19 protein-coding genes are annotated in these 17,306 nt (G+C 44.6%); all 19 read left to right on the top strand.

The annotated features are described in order from the left end of the window. The first annotated feature begins 60 nt into the window (after positions 1-60). The 19 genes from flgG to DC345_RS07845 all read left to right on the top strand — a co-directional run bounded on the left by flgG (position 61) and on the right by DC345_RS07845 (position 17,306). On the top strand, positions 61-879 hold the full coding sequence (gene flgG / locus DC345_RS07935; protein WP_090895977.1) for a flagellar basal body rod protein FlgG: 819 nt from the start codon (positions 61-63) through the stop codon (positions 877-879). 65 nt (positions 880-944) lie between these two features. Further along, positions 945-1,166, top strand: coding sequence for a flagellar FlbD family protein (locus tag DC345_RS07930; protein WP_024630220.1), 222 nt, complete (start codon positions 945-947; stop codon positions 1,164-1,166). Then, entirely contained in the window at positions 1,166-1,624 is a 459-nt protein-coding gene (locus tag DC345_RS07925) for a flagellar basal body-associated FliL family protein (protein ID WP_113052626.1), read from the top strand. Before DC345_RS07930 ends, DC345_RS07925 begins: the two co-directional genes overlap by 1 nt. 39 nt (positions 1,625-1,663) lie before the next feature. Then, positions 1,664-2,662: a flagellar motor switch protein FliM gene (fliM, locus tag DC345_RS07920; protein WP_024630222.1), complete on the top strand. Its 999-nt coding sequence runs from the start codon at positions 1,664-1,666 to the stop codon at positions 2,660-2,662. After that, positions 2,652-3,914, top strand: coding sequence for a flagellar motor switch phosphatase FliY (fliY, locus tag DC345_RS07915; RefSeq protein WP_113052625.1), 1,263 nt, complete (start codon positions 2,652-2,654; stop codon positions 3,912-3,914). Before fliM ends, fliY begins: the two co-directional genes overlap by 11 nt. Positions 3,915-3,942: 28 nt before the next feature. After that, positions 3,943-4,308, top strand: a complete 366-nt coding sequence (locus DC345_RS07910; protein ID WP_017689175.1) for a response regulator — start codon at positions 3,943-3,945, stop codon at positions 4,306-4,308. A gap of 8 nt (positions 4,309-4,316) precedes the next feature. Continuing rightward, positions 4,317-4,856 (top strand): flagellar biosynthetic protein FliO, encoded by a 540-nt coding sequence (locus tag DC345_RS07905; protein ID WP_371121409.1) that lies wholly within the window; start codon positions 4,317-4,319, stop codon positions 4,854-4,856. Further along, positions 4,853-5,608 carry a flagellar type III secretion system pore protein FliP gene (gene fliP / locus DC345_RS07900; protein ID WP_113052624.1) on the top strand — a complete coding sequence of 252 codons (756 nt, stop codon included), beginning with the start codon at positions 4,853-4,855 and terminating at the stop codon, positions 5,606-5,608. The genes DC345_RS07905 and fliP overlap by 4 nt, the downstream gene beginning before the upstream one ends. 25 nt (positions 5,609-5,633) lie before the next feature. Further along, positions 5,634-5,903: a flagellar biosynthesis protein FliQ gene (gene fliQ, locus DC345_RS07895; protein WP_024630226.1), complete on the top strand. Its 270-nt coding sequence runs from the start codon at positions 5,634-5,636 to the stop codon at positions 5,901-5,903. Between the two features lie 10 nt (positions 5,904-5,913). Beyond that, complete coding sequence (fliR, locus tag DC345_RS07890) at positions 5,914-6,702, top strand: flagellar biosynthetic protein FliR (RefSeq protein ID WP_113052623.1); 789 nt, start codon at positions 5,914-5,916, stop codon at positions 6,700-6,702. Positions 6,703-6,725: 23 nt separating this feature from the next. Then, positions 6,726-7,808: a flagellar biosynthesis protein FlhB gene (gene flhB / locus DC345_RS07885; RefSeq protein ID WP_113052622.1), complete on the top strand. Its 1,083-nt coding sequence runs from the start codon at positions 6,726-6,728 to the stop codon at positions 7,806-7,808. Between the two features lie 25 nt (positions 7,809-7,833). Further along, the gene (flhA, locus tag DC345_RS07880; RefSeq protein WP_076289514.1) at positions 7,834-9,867 is read left to right on the top strand and encodes a flagellar biosynthesis protein FlhA; all 2,034 of its coding nucleotides are present in this window, start codon (positions 7,834-7,836) and stop codon (positions 9,865-9,867) included. Further along, complete coding sequence (flhF, locus tag DC345_RS07875) at positions 9,864-11,219, top strand: flagellar biosynthesis GTPase FlhF (protein WP_113052621.1); 1,356 nt, start codon at positions 9,864-9,866, stop codon at positions 11,217-11,219. Before flhA ends, flhF begins: the two co-directional genes overlap by 4 nt. Beyond that, on the top strand, positions 11,216-12,103 hold the full coding sequence (locus tag DC345_RS07870; RefSeq protein WP_113052620.1) for a MinD/ParA family protein: 888 nt from the start codon (positions 11,216-11,218) through the stop codon (positions 12,101-12,103). The genes flhF and DC345_RS07870 overlap by 4 nt, the downstream gene beginning before the upstream one ends. Before the next feature lie 33 nt (positions 12,104-12,136). Further along, on the top strand, positions 12,137-13,573 hold the full coding sequence (locus DC345_RS07865) for a protein-glutamate methylesterase/protein-glutamine glutaminase (RefSeq protein WP_113052619.1): 1,437 nt from the start codon (positions 12,137-12,139) through the stop codon (positions 13,571-13,573). 32 nt (positions 13,574-13,605) lie between these two features. Continuing rightward, entirely contained in the window at positions 13,606-15,681 is a 2,076-nt protein-coding gene (locus DC345_RS07860) for a chemotaxis protein CheA (RefSeq protein ID WP_113052618.1), read from the top strand. Between the two features lie 42 nt (positions 15,682-15,723). Beyond that, positions 15,724-16,185 (top strand): chemotaxis protein CheW, encoded by a 462-nt coding sequence (locus DC345_RS07855; protein ID WP_063566392.1) that lies wholly within the window; start codon positions 15,724-15,726, stop codon positions 16,183-16,185. Positions 16,186-16,222: 37 nt separating this feature from the next. Further along, the gene (locus DC345_RS07850; protein WP_113052864.1) at positions 16,223-16,816 is read left to right on the top strand and encodes a chemotaxis protein CheC; all 594 of its coding nucleotides are present in this window, start codon (positions 16,223-16,225) and stop codon (positions 16,814-16,816) included. Continuing rightward, entirely contained in the window at positions 16,809-17,306 is a 498-nt protein-coding gene (locus DC345_RS07845; RefSeq protein ID WP_063566391.1) for a chemotaxis protein CheD, read from the top strand. Before DC345_RS07850 ends, DC345_RS07845 begins: the two co-directional genes overlap by 8 nt.

Below are 17,306 nucleotides of genomic sequence, written 5' to 3'. Positions count from 1 at the left end.
CGGAATGCCGCTGACCGACTGACGCGGTAACCAAACTAAGGCTGGGAGGATTTTTAAAAAATGTTGAAATCAATGTACTCAGGCGTTTCCGGGATGCGGGGTTTTCAAACGAAACTTGATGTAATCGGTAATAATATTGCGAACGTGAATACGGTTGGTTTTAAAGGTAGCCGTGTCATGTTCAAAGATATTATGAGTCAGACTACAGCAGGGGTGACTGCACCGACGGATACTCCAACAGGTGGTGTGAATGCAAAGCAAATCGGTTTGGGTGTATCTGTAGGGTCTATTGACACATTGCATCTTGCAGGAAGTCCTATGACAACAAACAATCCAACAGATTTGCGCATTAATGGAGATGGCTTCTTTCTAGTTGCGATGTCGGAAGATCAGGAAGTTCCATTCCTAACTCGTGCTGGGGATTTTCACGTAGATGCGGATCGTAATCTGGTTACATCTGACGGCCTCTTTGTTTTAGACAGTGGAGGTGGACCAATCACAATTGCTGATGATGTCGTTTCCTTTACAATCGGCCAAAACGGTATGATTAACCAGACGATGGCTGACGGAACAATCGAAAGTGAAACTCAACTGGGTATTGGGAAAGTTGTCAACCCTGAAGGTCTAGAAAAAATAGGGGGGAACCTTTACCGGATGACAGCCAATGCTAATCCTGATGGCACACTTGATCCTTTAACAGCAAATGATGCCGAGAATGGTACTGGTTCAATTATTGCAGGACAACTTGAAATGTCCAACGTGGATCTTACAGGTGAATTCACAGAGATGATCGTTGCTCAGCGTGGATTCCAGGCGAACTCACGTATTATTACAACGTCCGATGAAGTGCTTCAGGAAGTTGTTAACCTGAAACGTTAATAACTGATTAGTGATTTTAAATGCGGGGGGAGCTTGCTCCTCCACTCTGATCAAGGGGGCTTAGCATGATTTCGGTTACGCGGTTAAATGGTTCTCCCATGTGGTTAAATGCGCTGATGGTTGAAATTGTGGAAGAGACACCAGACACGTATATTACTCTGGTAACCGGAAAGAGACTTATTGTGCTTGAGAAAGCCGATGAGGTTATTTCCAAAATTAAAGATTACAACCGTGAAATCGGGGTTCAGGCAGCCACTATTAAAGTGCAGCAAACGGAGGAGTCCTGATGAAAAAGATGTTGCCTTGGCTTGCAACAAGCTTGCTAGCTATAACACTCATTGTGGTGGTTGTGTTTGTATTTATGCAAGGACAGAACGGGAATAAGATTGATACACATACGGCAGCCGCTGCAGAAAAGAAGATGACAGCGGATGAGATTGTTGCAGTTTCCTCAGAGCTTGGAGAAATTAAAACTAATTTGGCTGATATAGACCATATTGTAGTTGTAAGTTTTTCTTTCAAATTATCCGACAAAAAGGCTAAAGAAGATTTTGAGAAAATCAAGGAAATCACGGTGAAACCTATTATCATCCAGACTTTTGCGGATACCAAGTCTAATGAACTGGCTACAGCGAAAGGTCGCATTCAATTTAACAAAAAATTGACTGAGCTTATTAATGAAGCTTTACCAGAAGGTAAGCTGGCCACCACTAGTTTTTCTTCTTTTGTGATGGCGCCAATGTAATGAACAGGACACGCTGTAAATCTGTAAGGGGGTGAGAACATGGTGGATGTATTATCACAAAATGAGATTGACGCCCTATTAGCTGCCCTTTCCTCTGGTGAAATGGATGCCGAGGAATTGAAAAAGGAAGAAACTCAAAAGAAAATTAGATCGTACGATTTTAAGCGGGCGGTTCGTTTTTCCAAAGATCATATTCGAAGCTTGACCCGTATTCACGAAAATTTTGCACGCTTTCTCACCACTTATTTTTCAGCCCAACTGCGGACGTTCGTTCAGATCAATGTCGTTCAAGTTGAACAGTTGCCTTATGACGAGTTTATCCGTTCTATTCCGAAGATGACGATATTGAACATATTTGAGGCGGAGCCATTACAGGGACGGATGGTAATGGAGGTTCATCCCAACGTGGGTTATGCAATGCTGGATCGTCTGCTTGGCGGAACAGGAAATGCACCGACAAAGATCGCATCGATGACGGAAATTGAGACGACGATTATGGAGCGGATTTTCAGCCGTGCGTTTGAAAGTTTGCAGGAAGCATGGAAGACTGTGTTGGATATTTCTCCAAGGATGGAAGCGCTGGAGACCAATCCGCAATTTATGCAGATTGTTTCCCCCAATGAGACTATCGCTTTGATCTCACTGAGTACCAAAATCGGTGACACCACAGGCATGATCAATTTGTGTATCCCGCATGTCGTTCTTGAACCTATTATGTCCCGGTTGTCGACCCATCAGTGGTTTGTTTCGGAGAAGAAAACCAGAGCTCCGGAAGAATATGATGCTCTCAAAGAGCGTGTGAACAAAGCCAAATTGCCCGTCGTTGCGGAGTTGGGAGAATCCAGGATTTCGATTGCTGAATTTTTGGGTCTGTCTGTTGGCGATGTCATTACGTTGAACAAACCCGTTGATGAGGGACTGTCCATTAAAGTTGGAGATAGGCTGAAGTATATGGGTAGCCCGGGAACGATCAAGGATCGTGTGGCTGTGCAAATAGACAAGATTGTCACCGAAGGAGTTGAAGAATTTGACGAGTAAGGATTATTTATCCCAAGAAGAAATCGATGCTTTGCTCAGACAATCGGAATCGATGAACAGTTCGGAACCGGCTGAGAAAACAGTTGATGATTTTTTGACCGAGCTGGAACAGGATGCCTTGGGGGAGATTGGTAACATTACATTTGGTAGTGCCGCGACAGCTTTGTCCACGCTATTGGGCCTAAAAGTAGATATTACAACACCTAAGGTGTCCATCATCAGTCGGACACAGTTTGATGAAGCCTTTCCTAAGCCTCACGTTGCAGTTCATGTGAATTATGTGGATGGATTTGAAGGGATCAACTCGCTAGTTATCAAAAAACGGGATGCTCAAGTCATTGCCGATTTGATGCTTGGTGGCGAAGGGAATCCGATTGATGAAGAACTGAATGAAATCCATATCAGTGCAGTACAGGAAGCGATGAATCAGATGATGGGTTCCTCTGCTACTTCCATGTCCACAATCTTTAACCGTTTCGTGAATATTTCTCCTCCGGGAATTGATATTCTCAATATGGAAAGTGGTGAGGGAGTCAGCAATCTTCCAGAAGATGAGACATTGATTCAAGTATCGTTCCGTCTGTTGATTGGCGATCTGATTGATTCCAATCTCATGCAGCTGCTTCCAGTACATTTTGCCAAAGAAATGGTAGAGATGTTGATTGGAGGAGCTCAAGAGTCTACTGCTAGTGCACCAGTTGCGTCTACACCAGAGCCAGTACAGGCAGCAGTACCGGTTGTCCCTGAGCAACCTCCGGTTCAGCAACAGATACCGCCACAGGCGCAGCAACCGCCTGTTCAAGATTATAATGGGTATGGACAGGCTCCGATGGGGATACCGCAAGGAATGCCGCCACAGCAGCCATATGGCATGCCTCCGCAGCAACCTTATGGTGTACCGCAGCATTACGGCGGTGTGCCGAATAGGAATGTAAACGTACAACCGGTTCAATTCGCCAATTTGCAAAATGGGGCGTTCGGCCAGGTAGACGAAAACAATTTGAATTTATTGATGGACATTCCCCTTAAAGTCACCGTAGAATTAGGAAGGACCCAGAAGCAAATTAAGGATATTTTAGAACTGTCACAAGGTTCAATTGTCGAGCTGGACAAACTGGCCGGTGAACCTGTCGACATTTTGGTAAATAACAAGTTGATTGCCAAAGGTGAGGTTGTCGTAATCGACGAAAACTTTGGTGTTCGTGTTATAGATATCGTAAGCCAATGGGACCGAATTCAGAAATTACAATAAGCACAATTTAGGGAGGACTTGAATCAAGATGGCAAACCGAATTTTAGTCGTGGACGACGCTGCATTTATGAGAATGATGATCCGGGACATTTTGTCCAAAAACGGATACGAGGTCGTTGGCGAAGCACAGGATGGATCACAAGCAATTGAGAAGTTTAAGGAGCTTCGTCCTGATCTGATCACAATGGATATTACCATGCCTGAGATGGATGGTATTGCAGCTTTGAAAGAAATTAAAAAAATTGATGCGAACGCAAAAGTGATTATGTGCTCTGCTATGGGTCAACAAGCGATGGTTATTGATGCAATCCAAGCTGGAGCTAAAGATTTCATTGTGAAGCCGTTCCAATCTGACCGGGTTATCGAAGCAATCAGCAAAACGCTGGGCGTTTAAGAGACATGATGATGGCTCAGGATAAGATTCCAGATGATGTTGGCACGGGAGTCAATTATTATTTTCAGCTTGTATGGGTGATTGTTGTCCTGGCCGTCATTCTGGTTCTTATAGTCTATCTGATTCGTTTTCTAAACAAACGGAATCAGCGATGGTTCCGGAACGGCACAATTCGTATTTTGGGTGGAGTCGGGCTGGGACCAAACAAGTCGCTGCAAATTATAGAAATTGGCGGTAGCGTTTATCTACTCGGTGTGGGTGATGACATACAGCTGGTGGATAAGGTTTCGGATCTTGAAGAGGCACAGCGAATCATTGATTCATTTGAACGGGATGCTTCAGCACAACAGGGAAGCCTTTCGCCTCTCATTGCAAAGCTGGCAGCCCGATTACGCAAAGATGAACCGCCGCGGGAAATGGAACTCGAGGATACAACCTCTTTTCACGAACTGTTTGAATCTAAACTTCGGCAGATGCCTAACCGTAAAGAGAAGATGGAGAAGGTTCTGGAAGAAGACAATACTACAGATCGGTCGAGGGATTCATGAAGAAAAAGATTTGGTTAGCGTGTTTTTTCATAGGACTCATCAGTCTGGCATCCGTCACTGTTGCCTTTGCCGAACCGATTCCGAATATTGATATTCAAATTGGAAACGGGGATGGGGGCGCTCCAAGCACGAGTTCACTGTCCATTATCCTGCTGATCACGGTACTTAGTATAGCACCAGCTTTGCTAGTACTAATGACTAGCTTTACCCGGATTGTTATCGTTCTCGGTTTTGTGCGGACATCCTTGGGTACGCAGCAAATGCCACCCAATCAGGTGCTGGTCGGTTTGGCACTTTTTCTAACACTGTTTATCATGTCACCGACGTTGTCATCCATCAATCAGGTAGCGCTTCAGCCCTATCTCAAGGGTGACATAACACAAACCGAAGCGTTGGAAAAAGCTGCGGATCCCATGAAGAAGTTTATGTTCTCCCACACTAGGGAGAAAGACCTGCTGCTGTTTATGAAGTACAATCAAACCGAAAAGCCAAGCACATACCAGGATATACCGATTACTGTGATGGTACCGGCATATGCAATCAGTGAGTTGAAGACAGCATTCCAGATGGGATTCATGATATTTATTCCATTCTTGGTTATAGACATTGTAGTTGCGAGTACACTCATGGCTATGGGGATGATGATGCTTCCACCTGTCATGATCTCATTACCTTTCAAAATATTGCTATTTGTACTTGTCGATGGCTGGTATCTGGTCGTGAAGTCACTGTTGCTGAGTTTTAACACTTGAGCCGGCATATTAAAGGAGGACGGTCATGACTTCGGAGTTTATTATCGGTCTGGCCGGGAAAGCAGTTTATACTTCACTGCTGGCTAGCGCACCTATGCTTATTCTAGCTCTGGTTGTAGGACTCATTATCAGTGTGTTTCAGGCAACCACTCAAATTCAGGAGCAAACCCTTGCCTTTGTGCCTAAAATCATTGCTGTACTTCTGGCAGTACTTTTGTTTGGTCCTTGGATATTGAATATACTGGTCGATTTCACGTATAACATTCTCGATAATTTATACAGATACATAGGGTAGGCTGTTGCAGATGGAGACATTGTTGCAAAGTTTTCCTGTCGCTCTGCTTATGTTTTGTCGAATAGCATCATTTTTTGTAACTGCGCCGGTCTTCTCGGCTCGGAATGTGCCGAATTCTCTTAAAATTGGTTTGTCGGCATTTGTAACCTTTACTGTGTATATGGTATACGGCATAGATCAGGTTGTTCCTACAGATCTGAGTTATATCCTGTTGGTTATCCGAGAGATACTGATTGGCTTGCTCTTAGGCTTTGTTGCATACCTGTTAATGACGGCTGTACAGACAGCAGGAACCTTTATCGATCTTCAGATCGGTTTTGGTATGGCCAACGTATACGATCCAATGACAGGGGCATCTGCTCCGCTTACAGGTAACTTCAAATATGCTTTTGCGGTATTGCTCTTTCTGACAATGAACGGACATCATTATCTGCTTGATGCCATTGTTTACAGTTATCGCTGGATTCCGTTATCGAATGTATTCTTTCTACGATTGGCAGATGGAAGTATTGCTGAATTTTTGGTGCGTGCATTAGGTCAATCATTTATGTTGGCTTTTCAGATGTCTGCGCCGATTGTAGTTGCTCTGTTTTTGACAGATGTAGGATTGGGATTCTTGGCGAAGACGGCTCCTCAATTCAACGTATTTGCTGTCGGAATGCCACTTAAGGTACTCGTAGGACTTGCTATTTTGCTTTTGCTGGTTCCCAGTTTTGCCTTTGTGTTTAGTCAATTGTTCGAAGTAATGTTCAGATCCATGGAAAACTTGCTTGGGACCATTGGACAGAGGCCGGGCTGAGTGAAACGGAGGACAAGATTCGAATGAAATATCAACTCGACCTCCAGATGTTTGCGGGGGAAAAAACAGAGAAGGCTACCCCGAAAAAAAGACAGGATACGCGAAAAAAAGGACAGGTTGTCAAAAGTATGGAGCTGTCCGGCGCATCCATTCTCTTATTCACGTTTTTGATTATGATGATGTTCAGTAACTTTTATAAAGAACGAATAGTTCGCCTGTTTACGGACATCTTCATAAATCGACTGAATATGGAGATCACTGGGGAGAATGTTGTCGCTCTGATGATGAGATATGGTATCGAGGTAATGCTGTTGCTTGCTCCTGCTTTGCTAGGTGCGGTACTTGTTGCGTTAATCGTTAATTACATGCAGGTTGGTTTTCTTCTTGTAGGGGAAGGTTTGAAGCCAAAACTTGAGAAGTTGGATCCGATAAAAGGGTTCAAAAATATTTTTTCTCTACGTTCTTTGGTGGAATTCGCTAAATCGATTCTGAAAATGTCAATTATCGGTTTTCTTGTTTACAGTACAATCACAAGTTACCAATCAGACATTGCTTCACTGTCACATTTTTCACTGGATGCGATTCTTCATTTTGCTGCTTCGATTACCTTAAGCTTAGGAATTAAAATTGCCGTAGCGCTTCTGGTACTTGCAGTATTCGATTACATGTATCAGAAGTACGATTATGAGAAGAACATACGTATGTCCAAGCAAGATATCAAGGACGAATACAAAAAAATGGAAGGTGACCCACTGATCAAGGGGAAAATCAGGGAGCGTCAGCGTCGTATGGCTGTTCAGCGCATGATGCAGGAAGTTCCCAAAGCGGATGTAATTATCACCAACCCGACTCACTTTGCCGTTGCGCTTAAGTATGAAGGCTCGGAGATGGAAGCGCCGCAGATAATAGCCAAAGGTCAGGATTACGTCGCCTTGCGTATTAAGGAAATTGCCAAGGAGCACGGTGTCATTACTATGGAAAACAAGCCGCTGGCACGGGCATTGTTCCAGAGAGCCGAGATTGGTGACGCCATACCGGCTGATTTGTTTCAAGCGGTAGCCGAAGTGCTGGCTTATGTATATAAATTAAAGGGCAGAACGAAATAACAAGGGATCGGAGGCCGTACATTCATTGAAAACAAAAGATATAGCTGTCCTTGCGGGTATCATCGGCATCGTGTTGATGATGATTCTCCCGATCCCAACCTGGTTGTTGGACATGTTGCTTGTCATCAATATCTCAATTGCACTGATGATACTGCTTGTTGCAATGAACAGCAAAGAGGCACTGCAATTTTCTATCTTTCCTGCATTGTTGCTAATCACGACGTTGTTTCGATTAGCACTCAATATATCGACAACGAAACTGATTCTGGGAGAAGGAGACGCAGGTTCGGTAGTTGCTACCTTTGGTAGCTGGATAGCTGGTGGACAGATTGCAATTGGATTCATTGTGTTTCTGATTCTCGTCGTTGTTCAATTTATCGTTATTACGAAGGGATCGGAGCGTGTAGCTGAAGTCGCAGCACGATTTACCCTCGATGCGATGCCTGGTAAACAGATGAGTATCGACGCAGATTTGAATGCTGGTCTGATCAACGAGCAGCAAGCACGTGAACGTCGTTCCAAAATTGAACGCGAAGCTGACTTCTATGGGGCCATGGATGGAGCGAGTAAATTTGTAAAAGGAGACGCTATAGCGAGTATCATTATTCTCCTGATTAATCTCATTGGTGGATTTATCATCGGAATGACGGTTCATGGTCTCGATTTTGCAGAATCGCTGTCTACCTATTCTGTGTTAACGATCGGGGATGGACTGGTAAGCCAGATTCCTGCACTCCTGATATCTACAGCAGCAGGTCTTATCGTAACAAGAGCATCATCCGAAGGGAATTTGGCCGATGACATTACGGGACAATTGTTTACATACCCGACGCTCCTTTATATTGTAGCTTTTGTAATAGCAATGCTCGGTTTTTTCACACCGATTCATGTTATTACAACGTTGCCGCTTGCAGGTTTGCTGGCTTTTGCCGGATGGAGGATGCAGAATAATCTGAATCAGAAGCAAGAGGCAGAGGAGCAAATGGAAGAGGAGCAGCAGATTGAAGAAGTTAGAAGTCCGGAGAGTGTAATCAACCTTCTTCAGGTTGACCCAATTGAGTTTGAATTTGGTTACGGTTTGATTCCTCTGGCTGACAATCAGCAGGGTGGAGACTTATTGGATCGGATCATTATGATTCGTAGGCAATGTGCTCTTGAACTGGGGTTAGTCGTTCCGGTTATTAGGATTCGGGATAATATCCAATTAAGACCGAATGAATATGTCATCAAAATTAAGGGTAATGTTGTTGGCGGCGGAGAACTGTTGTTGAATCATTATCTGGCCATGAGCCCGGGTTATGAAGAAGAATCTGTTACAGGAATCGAAACGACAGAACCAGCTTTTGGTCTTCCAGCGTTATGGATTGATGAAGTAACCAAAGACAGAGCTGAACTTGCAGGATATACGGTTGTAGATCCTCCTTCAGTTGTAGCTACACATCTGACTGAATTGATTAAGAAACATGCGCATGAGTTACTTGGCAGACAAGAAACGAAAGCACTCGTGGATAATCTCAGAGAGAATTATGCTGCGCTGGTGGATGAACTTATCCCATCCGTACTGTCCATCGGAGATGTACAGAAAGTGCTCGCCAAGTTGTTGCGTGAGAAAGTTTCCATTCGTGATATGGTTACAATTTTCGAGACACTGGCGGACTATGGAACGTACACCAAAGACCCGGATGTACTTACAGAATATGTGAGACAGTCCCTTTCTCGTCAGATTACCCAGCAATTCTCCCAAAAAGGAGAGACGCTTAGAGTTATCACGGTTGGACCTGGTCTGGAGAAGAAGATTGCCGAGAGTGTGCAGCAATCCGATCAAGGCAGTTATCTTGCATTGGATCCGGCTTCAACACAAAGTGTATATCAAAAGTTGACTGAACAAGTCAATCGATTGATCCAGTCAGGCCAGCAGCCAGTTGTATTAACTTCTCCAACCATTCGTATGTATCTGCGCCAGGTGATTGAACGTACGATGCAGGATATACCAGTGCTTTCCTATAGTGAGTTGGAGCCGAATGTTGAAATCCAAAGTGTCGGGGTGGTGAACTTATGAGAGTAAAACAATACGTCGTTGAAACCATGCCCGAAGCTATGCTTCAAATTCGCAAAGACCTGGGAAGTGATGCCGTCATTCTGTCCACCAAGGAAATAAAGGTGGGAGGGGTGCTGGGGATGTTCCGTAAGAAAAGGATCGAAGTTGTAGCAGCTGTAGATAAGGAAGAAAAAAAACAGGCTACAAATCAAGTGCAAAATCAATTTCCACCCGTACCTCGCGCATTTGTACCTGAAGCATATCGACAAACGGCTCGTTCGTTTGTCGTTGCTTCTGACGAATCAGCCGCGAGTATTGCTGAAAAAAATGTGCAAGAGAAAACGACGGATGCCACAGCTGTGTCTGAATCGAGCAAACTCGGTTCAGACATGAGCAACGGCAGATCTTCTTTGAGTATCGAGCATAAACCGCGACCGCAAGGGGCGGATTTTTCGGGTTTAACATCCGCCAGTGGGCAGCAGGAGCAGGCGAACAATCCGCAGCAGGGCCAACTAATGTCTGAATTACAGGAGCTCAAACTGATGATGACCAAGTTGTCAAAGCAAGGAGCTTCGGCAGATCCGTTACCAGAGGAGTTTCATGCTCTTCGAGAAAGGTTGATGGAGCAAGACATTTGGCCAGAAGTATGGGAATCTTGGTTTGGGACTGTTCAGACGAAGCTCTCCGAAAAAACTTTAAATGAAGTAGAAGCAGTACAAGCGGTTCAATTGGAAATATCACATTTTTTGGAGAAGCGTATCGACGTGGGCATTTTGCCAACCACACGCATTGTATATGTAGCTGGGCCAACTGGTGTTGGTAAAACAACGACCATTGCCAAGCTGGCGGCTGAACAGATGTTCAACAAACAGCGAAAGGTAGGGTTCATTACTTCCGATACCTATCGTATCTCAGCGGTAGAACAACTTAGAACATACGCATCTATTTTAAATGTCCCGCTTGAGGTCGTACAATCCCCGGGTGATACACAACGCGCGATCTCCCGTCTTGAGGGATGTGATCTGATCTTCATGGATACAGCCGGAAGAAACTACAGAAATGAGCTGCTTGTTTCAGAACTGCAAAGCTTACTGGCGCCTGTGGAAAATAGTGAAACTTTTTTGGTGTTGAGCATGACTTCCAAAAGTGCTGATATGGTTCAAATAACGGAGCATTTCAGCAAATATGGGCTGGATAAGGTCATTTTTACGAAGATGGATGAGACCGGTAGCTGCGGACCGATGTTTAACCTGCTGCATCGTTTTCCACTTAAACTCGCTTATGTGGCGAACGGACAAAATGTGCCTGATGATCTACTCAAACCTGATGCGGATTCTCTGACCAAACAATTGATAGGAGAGCTTGTACGATGAAGGACCAGGCAGCCTCACTCAGAAGTATGGTCTCCATGCCTTACGGAGTGGAGGGAAGAGGTCGTGATTCACGCTCCTCCAAAATCATAACCGTCGCCAGTGGAAAAGGAGGGGTTGGTAAATCCAACTTCACACTTAATTTTGCACTGAGCTTACAGGCAATGGGGCAAAAGGTATTGGTGTTTGATGCAGATATAGGGATGGCTAATATCGATGTCCTAATGGGAACTTCATCTCCCTATAATTTGTACCATCTATTATACCGACAGAAATCCATACAGGAAATCATACAGCTTGGTGCAAGCGGGTTGCCTTATATCGCCGGAGGTTCGGGGATGAAAGAATTGTTCTCATTGTCAGATCGAGATCTGGAGTTTTTTGCTGGACAAGTTGAAGAGATTGCACAGGAGATGGACTATGTCATTTTTGATACCGGGGCAGGACTTTCCAGAGAAAACATGAAATTTATCGGTGCAGCCGATGAATGCCTGATCATCACCACACCTGAACCGACTTCAATAACCGATGCTTACGCATTAGTTAAAGTGATGCATGGGCAGGAAAATGCCACACCCTTTCGGATGATCGTTAACCGGGTTGAAGACCAGCAAGAGGCGGAACGGGTGGCGGATAAAATAGCTGGAGTGGCAAAGAGATTTTTACAGATCGATATCCCGTTGCTTGGATATATTTCTGAAGATGCCCAGGTTGTAAAGGCTGTTAAAAGGCAAGTGCCGTACAGTTTAGCATATCCAAATGCAAAAGCTTCCAGGGATATATTGAAACTCGCACATCACTATTTGGCTGCACCTGCTGCTCCGGGATCCGAAACCTTGACAGGAATCAGAGGATTTATGAAAAAGTGGCTAAAGAGAACAACATGATTTCTGAATAAAGGAAACAGGGGTGGAAACAACATGGCGGTGTATCAAGTATTGGTTGTCGATGATTCCGCTTTTATGCGTAAAATTGTTTCAGATTTAATTGAAGCAGATTCGGAGTTTAAGGTTACGGCAACAGCATCAAATGGTAAGGAAGCTATTCAAAAAGCAAAAGATTTGAAGCCCGATGTTATCACAATGGACGTTGAGATGCCTGAAATGAATGGGTTGGATGCATTAAAATCGATCATGAAGCAATCTTTCGTCCCGGTGATTATGCTTTCGGGTATCAATGAACAAGGCATGAAAGAGACCATCATGGCGCTCGAGGCCGGTGCGTTTGACTTCATTCGTAAGCCATCCATTGTGCATGATCAGGATATTGCCCAAGTAGGTAAAGCACTGGTTGAGCGGATGCGAGCAGCTATGGATGAAATCAAGCGAAAAGCCGATCGTGAAGCATCCATGAAGAAACAGGATGAAGCACAGAGCAAACTGCTGCAACAGTCACAGCGAGTTCAAGTTGATCCTTCTTTACCAGATCGTAAAGGTCTTTTGAAGAAAACGATAGAACCTGCCCAGCCAGGAACACGAATTGGCAGTGGACAAACTGAATCCTTACGAGCAAAACCGAAGCATCCCACTATTCCACTGACGAAGCAGAATACAGGACGCCTGGACAAAAAGCTGGAGCCTTTGCGAGATTCAAATCGAGCTTCGAATGCCAGCAATGACAAATTAGCAAAGCCAAATAAGCCAACGCAATCTCCCAAGGAAAACCGTTTGTCCAATGTATCTCGATTGGCAGAACAGGAAACTGCTGCAGCTTCAGCTGAACCATCCAAAGATAGTGCGAAGGTAATTCCTTCTTATAAGGGAGCAGGACCGGAAGGATCATTTAACAAACTTGTGGCAATTGGTTGTTCAACTGGTGGACCGAGAGCCCTCAAGACTTTGCTGGAGCAACTGCCAGGTGATTTACCTGCTCCAGTCATTATTGTACAGCATATGCCCCCTAACTTTACTCGATCCCTTGCCCAGCGATTGAATACGTTCAGTGAACTGCATGTGGTTGAAGCTGAGGAAGGCATGGTTCTACGAAAAGGGACGGCCTATATTGCTCCTGGCGGCTTTCATGTCAAAGTCAACAAAACTGCTGATGGAAGGTTCACCGTAAAGCTGACAGAGGAAGAACCAGTCAATGGACACCGTCCTTCAGTAGATACGATGTTTGAGTCGCTGCTGCCGTACACGTCATTGCAACGACATTTGGTTTTGCTGACAGGGATGGGCAGTGATGGTGCTCGTATGATGAAAAAATTGTATGAGGCGGGTGTCACATCAACCTTTGCAGAGAATGAAGAAACTTGTGTTGTTTATGGTATGCCGCGTTCTGCTGTAGAGCTGAAATGCGTGCGTCATCTTCTACCATTGCAGGAGATTGCGCCTAAACTTGTTCAAGCTGTGAAATAAACGGAGTTAACTCATGGAGGAGGTGCCTCACAATGGACATGAATCAATATTTATCTATGTTTATTGATGAGTCTAATGATCATCTGCAGTCCCTTAACGAAAATATGCTTCAACTCGAAGGCAGTCCGGAGGATCTGGGAATTGTTCAAGTCATATTCCGCTCTGCTCATACGTTGAAGGGTATGGCTGCTACAATGGGTTTTGAGGATTTGGCATCATTGACGCACAAAATGGAAAATGTGCTGGATCTGGTGCGTAACGAAAAGTTGAAAATGCAGGATTTCATTTTTGATACCCTGTTCAAGAGTTTGGATGCTTTGGAGAATATGGTTCAGGATATTACCGGTGGTGGAGAGGGGAAAGCAGATGTCTCCTCAATCGTAGCTGCTCTCCAAGCAATTGAGAGTGGTGAATGGACAGGAGGTACTGCTCCAGTAACCGAAGTAAATCAATCATCAAGTACAGTAACACCAAGTGCGGTTGAACTGGACGAATTCCAGTACTCTGTATTGGATCAGTCCATAGCTGAAGGCCACCGTGTGCTCTATATTGAAGTTCTTGTCAGCGAGCAGAGCCAGCTGAAGGGCGTACGTGCATATATGGTCTTCGATATGTTAGAACGCTCGGGTGAAATTGTTAAATCGTTCCCAACCGTTCAGGATATTGAGCAAGAGAAGTTTGAGCGCAGTTTTTCGTTGTATTACATAACGACCAAAGAGGCGCAGGAACTTGAAAAAGGCATTATGAGCATCTCTGAAATTGAGAGTGCCAAGGTCATTCAGCTGGATCAAGAGACTCTTCAGCAAATGACCAATCAGGCAGCGGCAACAGCTGAAGTGGAAGCTGCACCTGTTCCTGCTCCAGTAGATGCCCCCCCGGAACCGAGTTCTTCATCGAAAGAAGAACCAAAGAAGCCGGTAGTTACCAAAACAGCTGCACCTAAACAAGCTGCTGCACCTTCACGTACCATCCGTGTGGATATAGAACGTCTGGATGTACTGATGAACTTGTTCAGTGAGTTATTGATTGACCGTTCACGCCTCGAGCAGTTGGCCAGTGAGACGGGTAATAATGACTTATCGGATACGGTAGCTCATCTGAGCAGAGTCAGTACAGATTTGCAAAATATTGTACTGAAATTGCGGATGGTTCCTGTAGACACGGTATTCAACCGTTTCCCGCGTATGATTCGTGACCTTGCCAAAACACTCGACAAAAAAATCGATCTGGTCATTACGGGTGCCGAAACGGAACTTGATCGGACGGTAATCGATGAGATCGGCGATCCGCTGGTGCATTTGCTGCGTAACGCAGTTGACCATGGTGTTGAATCGATCGCAGAACGTGTAGCAGCAGGTAAACCCGAATTGGGAACAGTTAACCTTCGGGCCTTCCATAGCGGGAATCATGTATTTATTGAGATTGAAGATGATGGTAAAGGCATTTACCGGGATAATCTTTTGAGAACAGCAGTCAAGCGTGGAGTTGTTACCGAAGAACAAGGTGCCAAGATGAGCGATGATGAAGTGAACCAGCTGTTGTTTGCACCAGGCTTCAGTACCGCTGATAAAATTTCGGATATTTCCGGCCGTGGAGTAGGTTTGGATGTTGTAAAATCCAAAATCACTTCTCTTGGTGGTAATGTAACCATTCATTCGACACCGGGTAAAGGGACCAACTTCTCTGTTCAGTTACCATTGACCCTGTCCATTATCGCTGCGATGCTTGTTCGACTGGGATCCGAGAAATATGCCGTTCCTTTGTCTTCCATTGTGGAGACAGCCATTGTACAGCGTGAACAGGTTCGCAACATTCATGGTAATAAAATGATCACATTCCGTGAGTCTCTAATTCCGTACCTGTCGTTGAGCGAAGTTTTTGGAGTGCCTGATTTCAATGATGCGGACGAACAAGAAACTGAAATCGTGGTCATTCGCAAAGGAGAGCGTCTTGCAGCCGTAGCCGTTGAAGAATTTATTGGACAGAGTGAGATTGTTCTTAAATCGATGGGTACTTATCTTCCTGCCATTGAAGGGATCTCTGGTGCAACGATTCTGGGAGATGGACAAGTAGCTCTGATTCTTGACCCTAATGCATTTATTAAATAAGCACACAAGATAAGTCTTACATTTAATAGGGAGGTTTTTTCCATGGAAGAAGAGTTGAAAGTCATTGTCTTTAAATTAGGATCCGAAGAGTATGGTATTGAGGTAGACAAGGTTCAGACGATAGAGCGCATGATGCCTATTACCCGTGTTCCGAAAACTTTCTCTTTTGTAAAAGGAGTTATTAACTTACGCGGTGTCGTTATTCCCGTCATTGATCTACGTGGTCGCTTTTCTTTGCCAGAAACAGAATATACTGATCAAACACGTATTGTCATTGTAGGTGTAGACGACATGCAAGTTGGCTTTATCGTTGACTCTGCCAATGATGTTATTGACATCAAGCGTGATGCTATTGATAGTCCGCCTGAAGTGGTTGGTGGAGTTAAAGCAAGATACCTGCGTGGTGTAGCCAAGCTGGAGGATGCTCGATTGTTGATTATGCTTAATCTTAACGAAGTATTAAATAAAAGCGAGGTTGTACAGCTGGAAAGTATTGAGGGCTAACACCGTGGAACTGTTCAACCGATTTGAGGGTTTCCAGATGGATGTGCTCAAAGAGGTCGGTAACATTGGAGCAGGCAACGCCGCAACGGCGTTGTCTCAGCTTCTTAATAGACCGATTGACATGGGTGTACCTACAGTACAGATGCTTCCTTTTGAAGAAGTTGCTGAAAAAGTGGGCGGAGATGAACGTATTGTTGTTACCGTATTTCTTCGTGTTGAAGGTGAAGCACCAGGGAATCTGTTCTTTATGATGGCACCTGAGGCTGCTAAAATGCTGCTGAACCGGCTTGCTGGTTTTGATCTGAAGGAAGGTCTTGCATTCACAGAAATGGAACAATCGGCTCTATCCGAAATCGGGAATATTTTGGCGGGGTCATACCTTTCTTCTTTGGCAGATTTCACGAAATTATCTATGTATCCGACCGTTCCTGGACTTGCTATTGATATGGCAGGAGCCATTTTGAGTTATGGTTTGTTGCAATTTGGTGAAATGGGCGACGATGCATTATTGATTGACACTTCTTTCTTTGAAGGCGAAGATCAGGTCGAGGGTCAATTTTTCCTGATTCCAGATCCGCCATCATTTGCTAAGATATTTGAATCTCTAGGGGTGCCACTGAATCATGATTGAGGACAAAAGCGTCGTTAAAGTCGGTATGGCGGATTTGAACATTGCTCATCTTCCCGGCGTAATCCGTACGACTGGCTTGGGCTCTTGTGTTGGATTAACAATGTATGATCCGCATTTGAAGCTTGCCGGAATGGCGCATGTCATGCTCCCCACTTCAGAGATTGCTCGTGAAGGAACTTTGAACAAAGCCAAATATGCGGATACGGCATTGCCGGAATTGTTACAAAGAATGATACAACTCGGTGCATCTCGTTCACGTATTGTGTCCAAAATGGCTGGTGGGTCTCAGATGTTTGCCTTCGCGGGGGCTGGGGATACGATGCGTATCGGACCGAGGAATGCGGATTCTTGTCGGGAATGGTTAGAAAAGCTTGGGATTCCACTTCTTGCCGAAGATACCGGTGGGAATTACGGACGAACGATTGAAATGGACTGTGAAACTGGACTTTTGACTATTCGAAGTGTCCAAATGGGTGTAAAGGAACTATAA

The organism is Paenibacillus taichungensis, from assembly GCF_003287275.1.
GTDB classification, from domain to species: Bacteria; Bacillota; Bacilli; order Paenibacillales; family Paenibacillaceae; genus Paenibacillus; species Paenibacillus taichungensis_A.
Note: the sequence above shows the minus strand (reverse complement) of the source record. Positions and strands in the feature narration are given on the sequence as shown.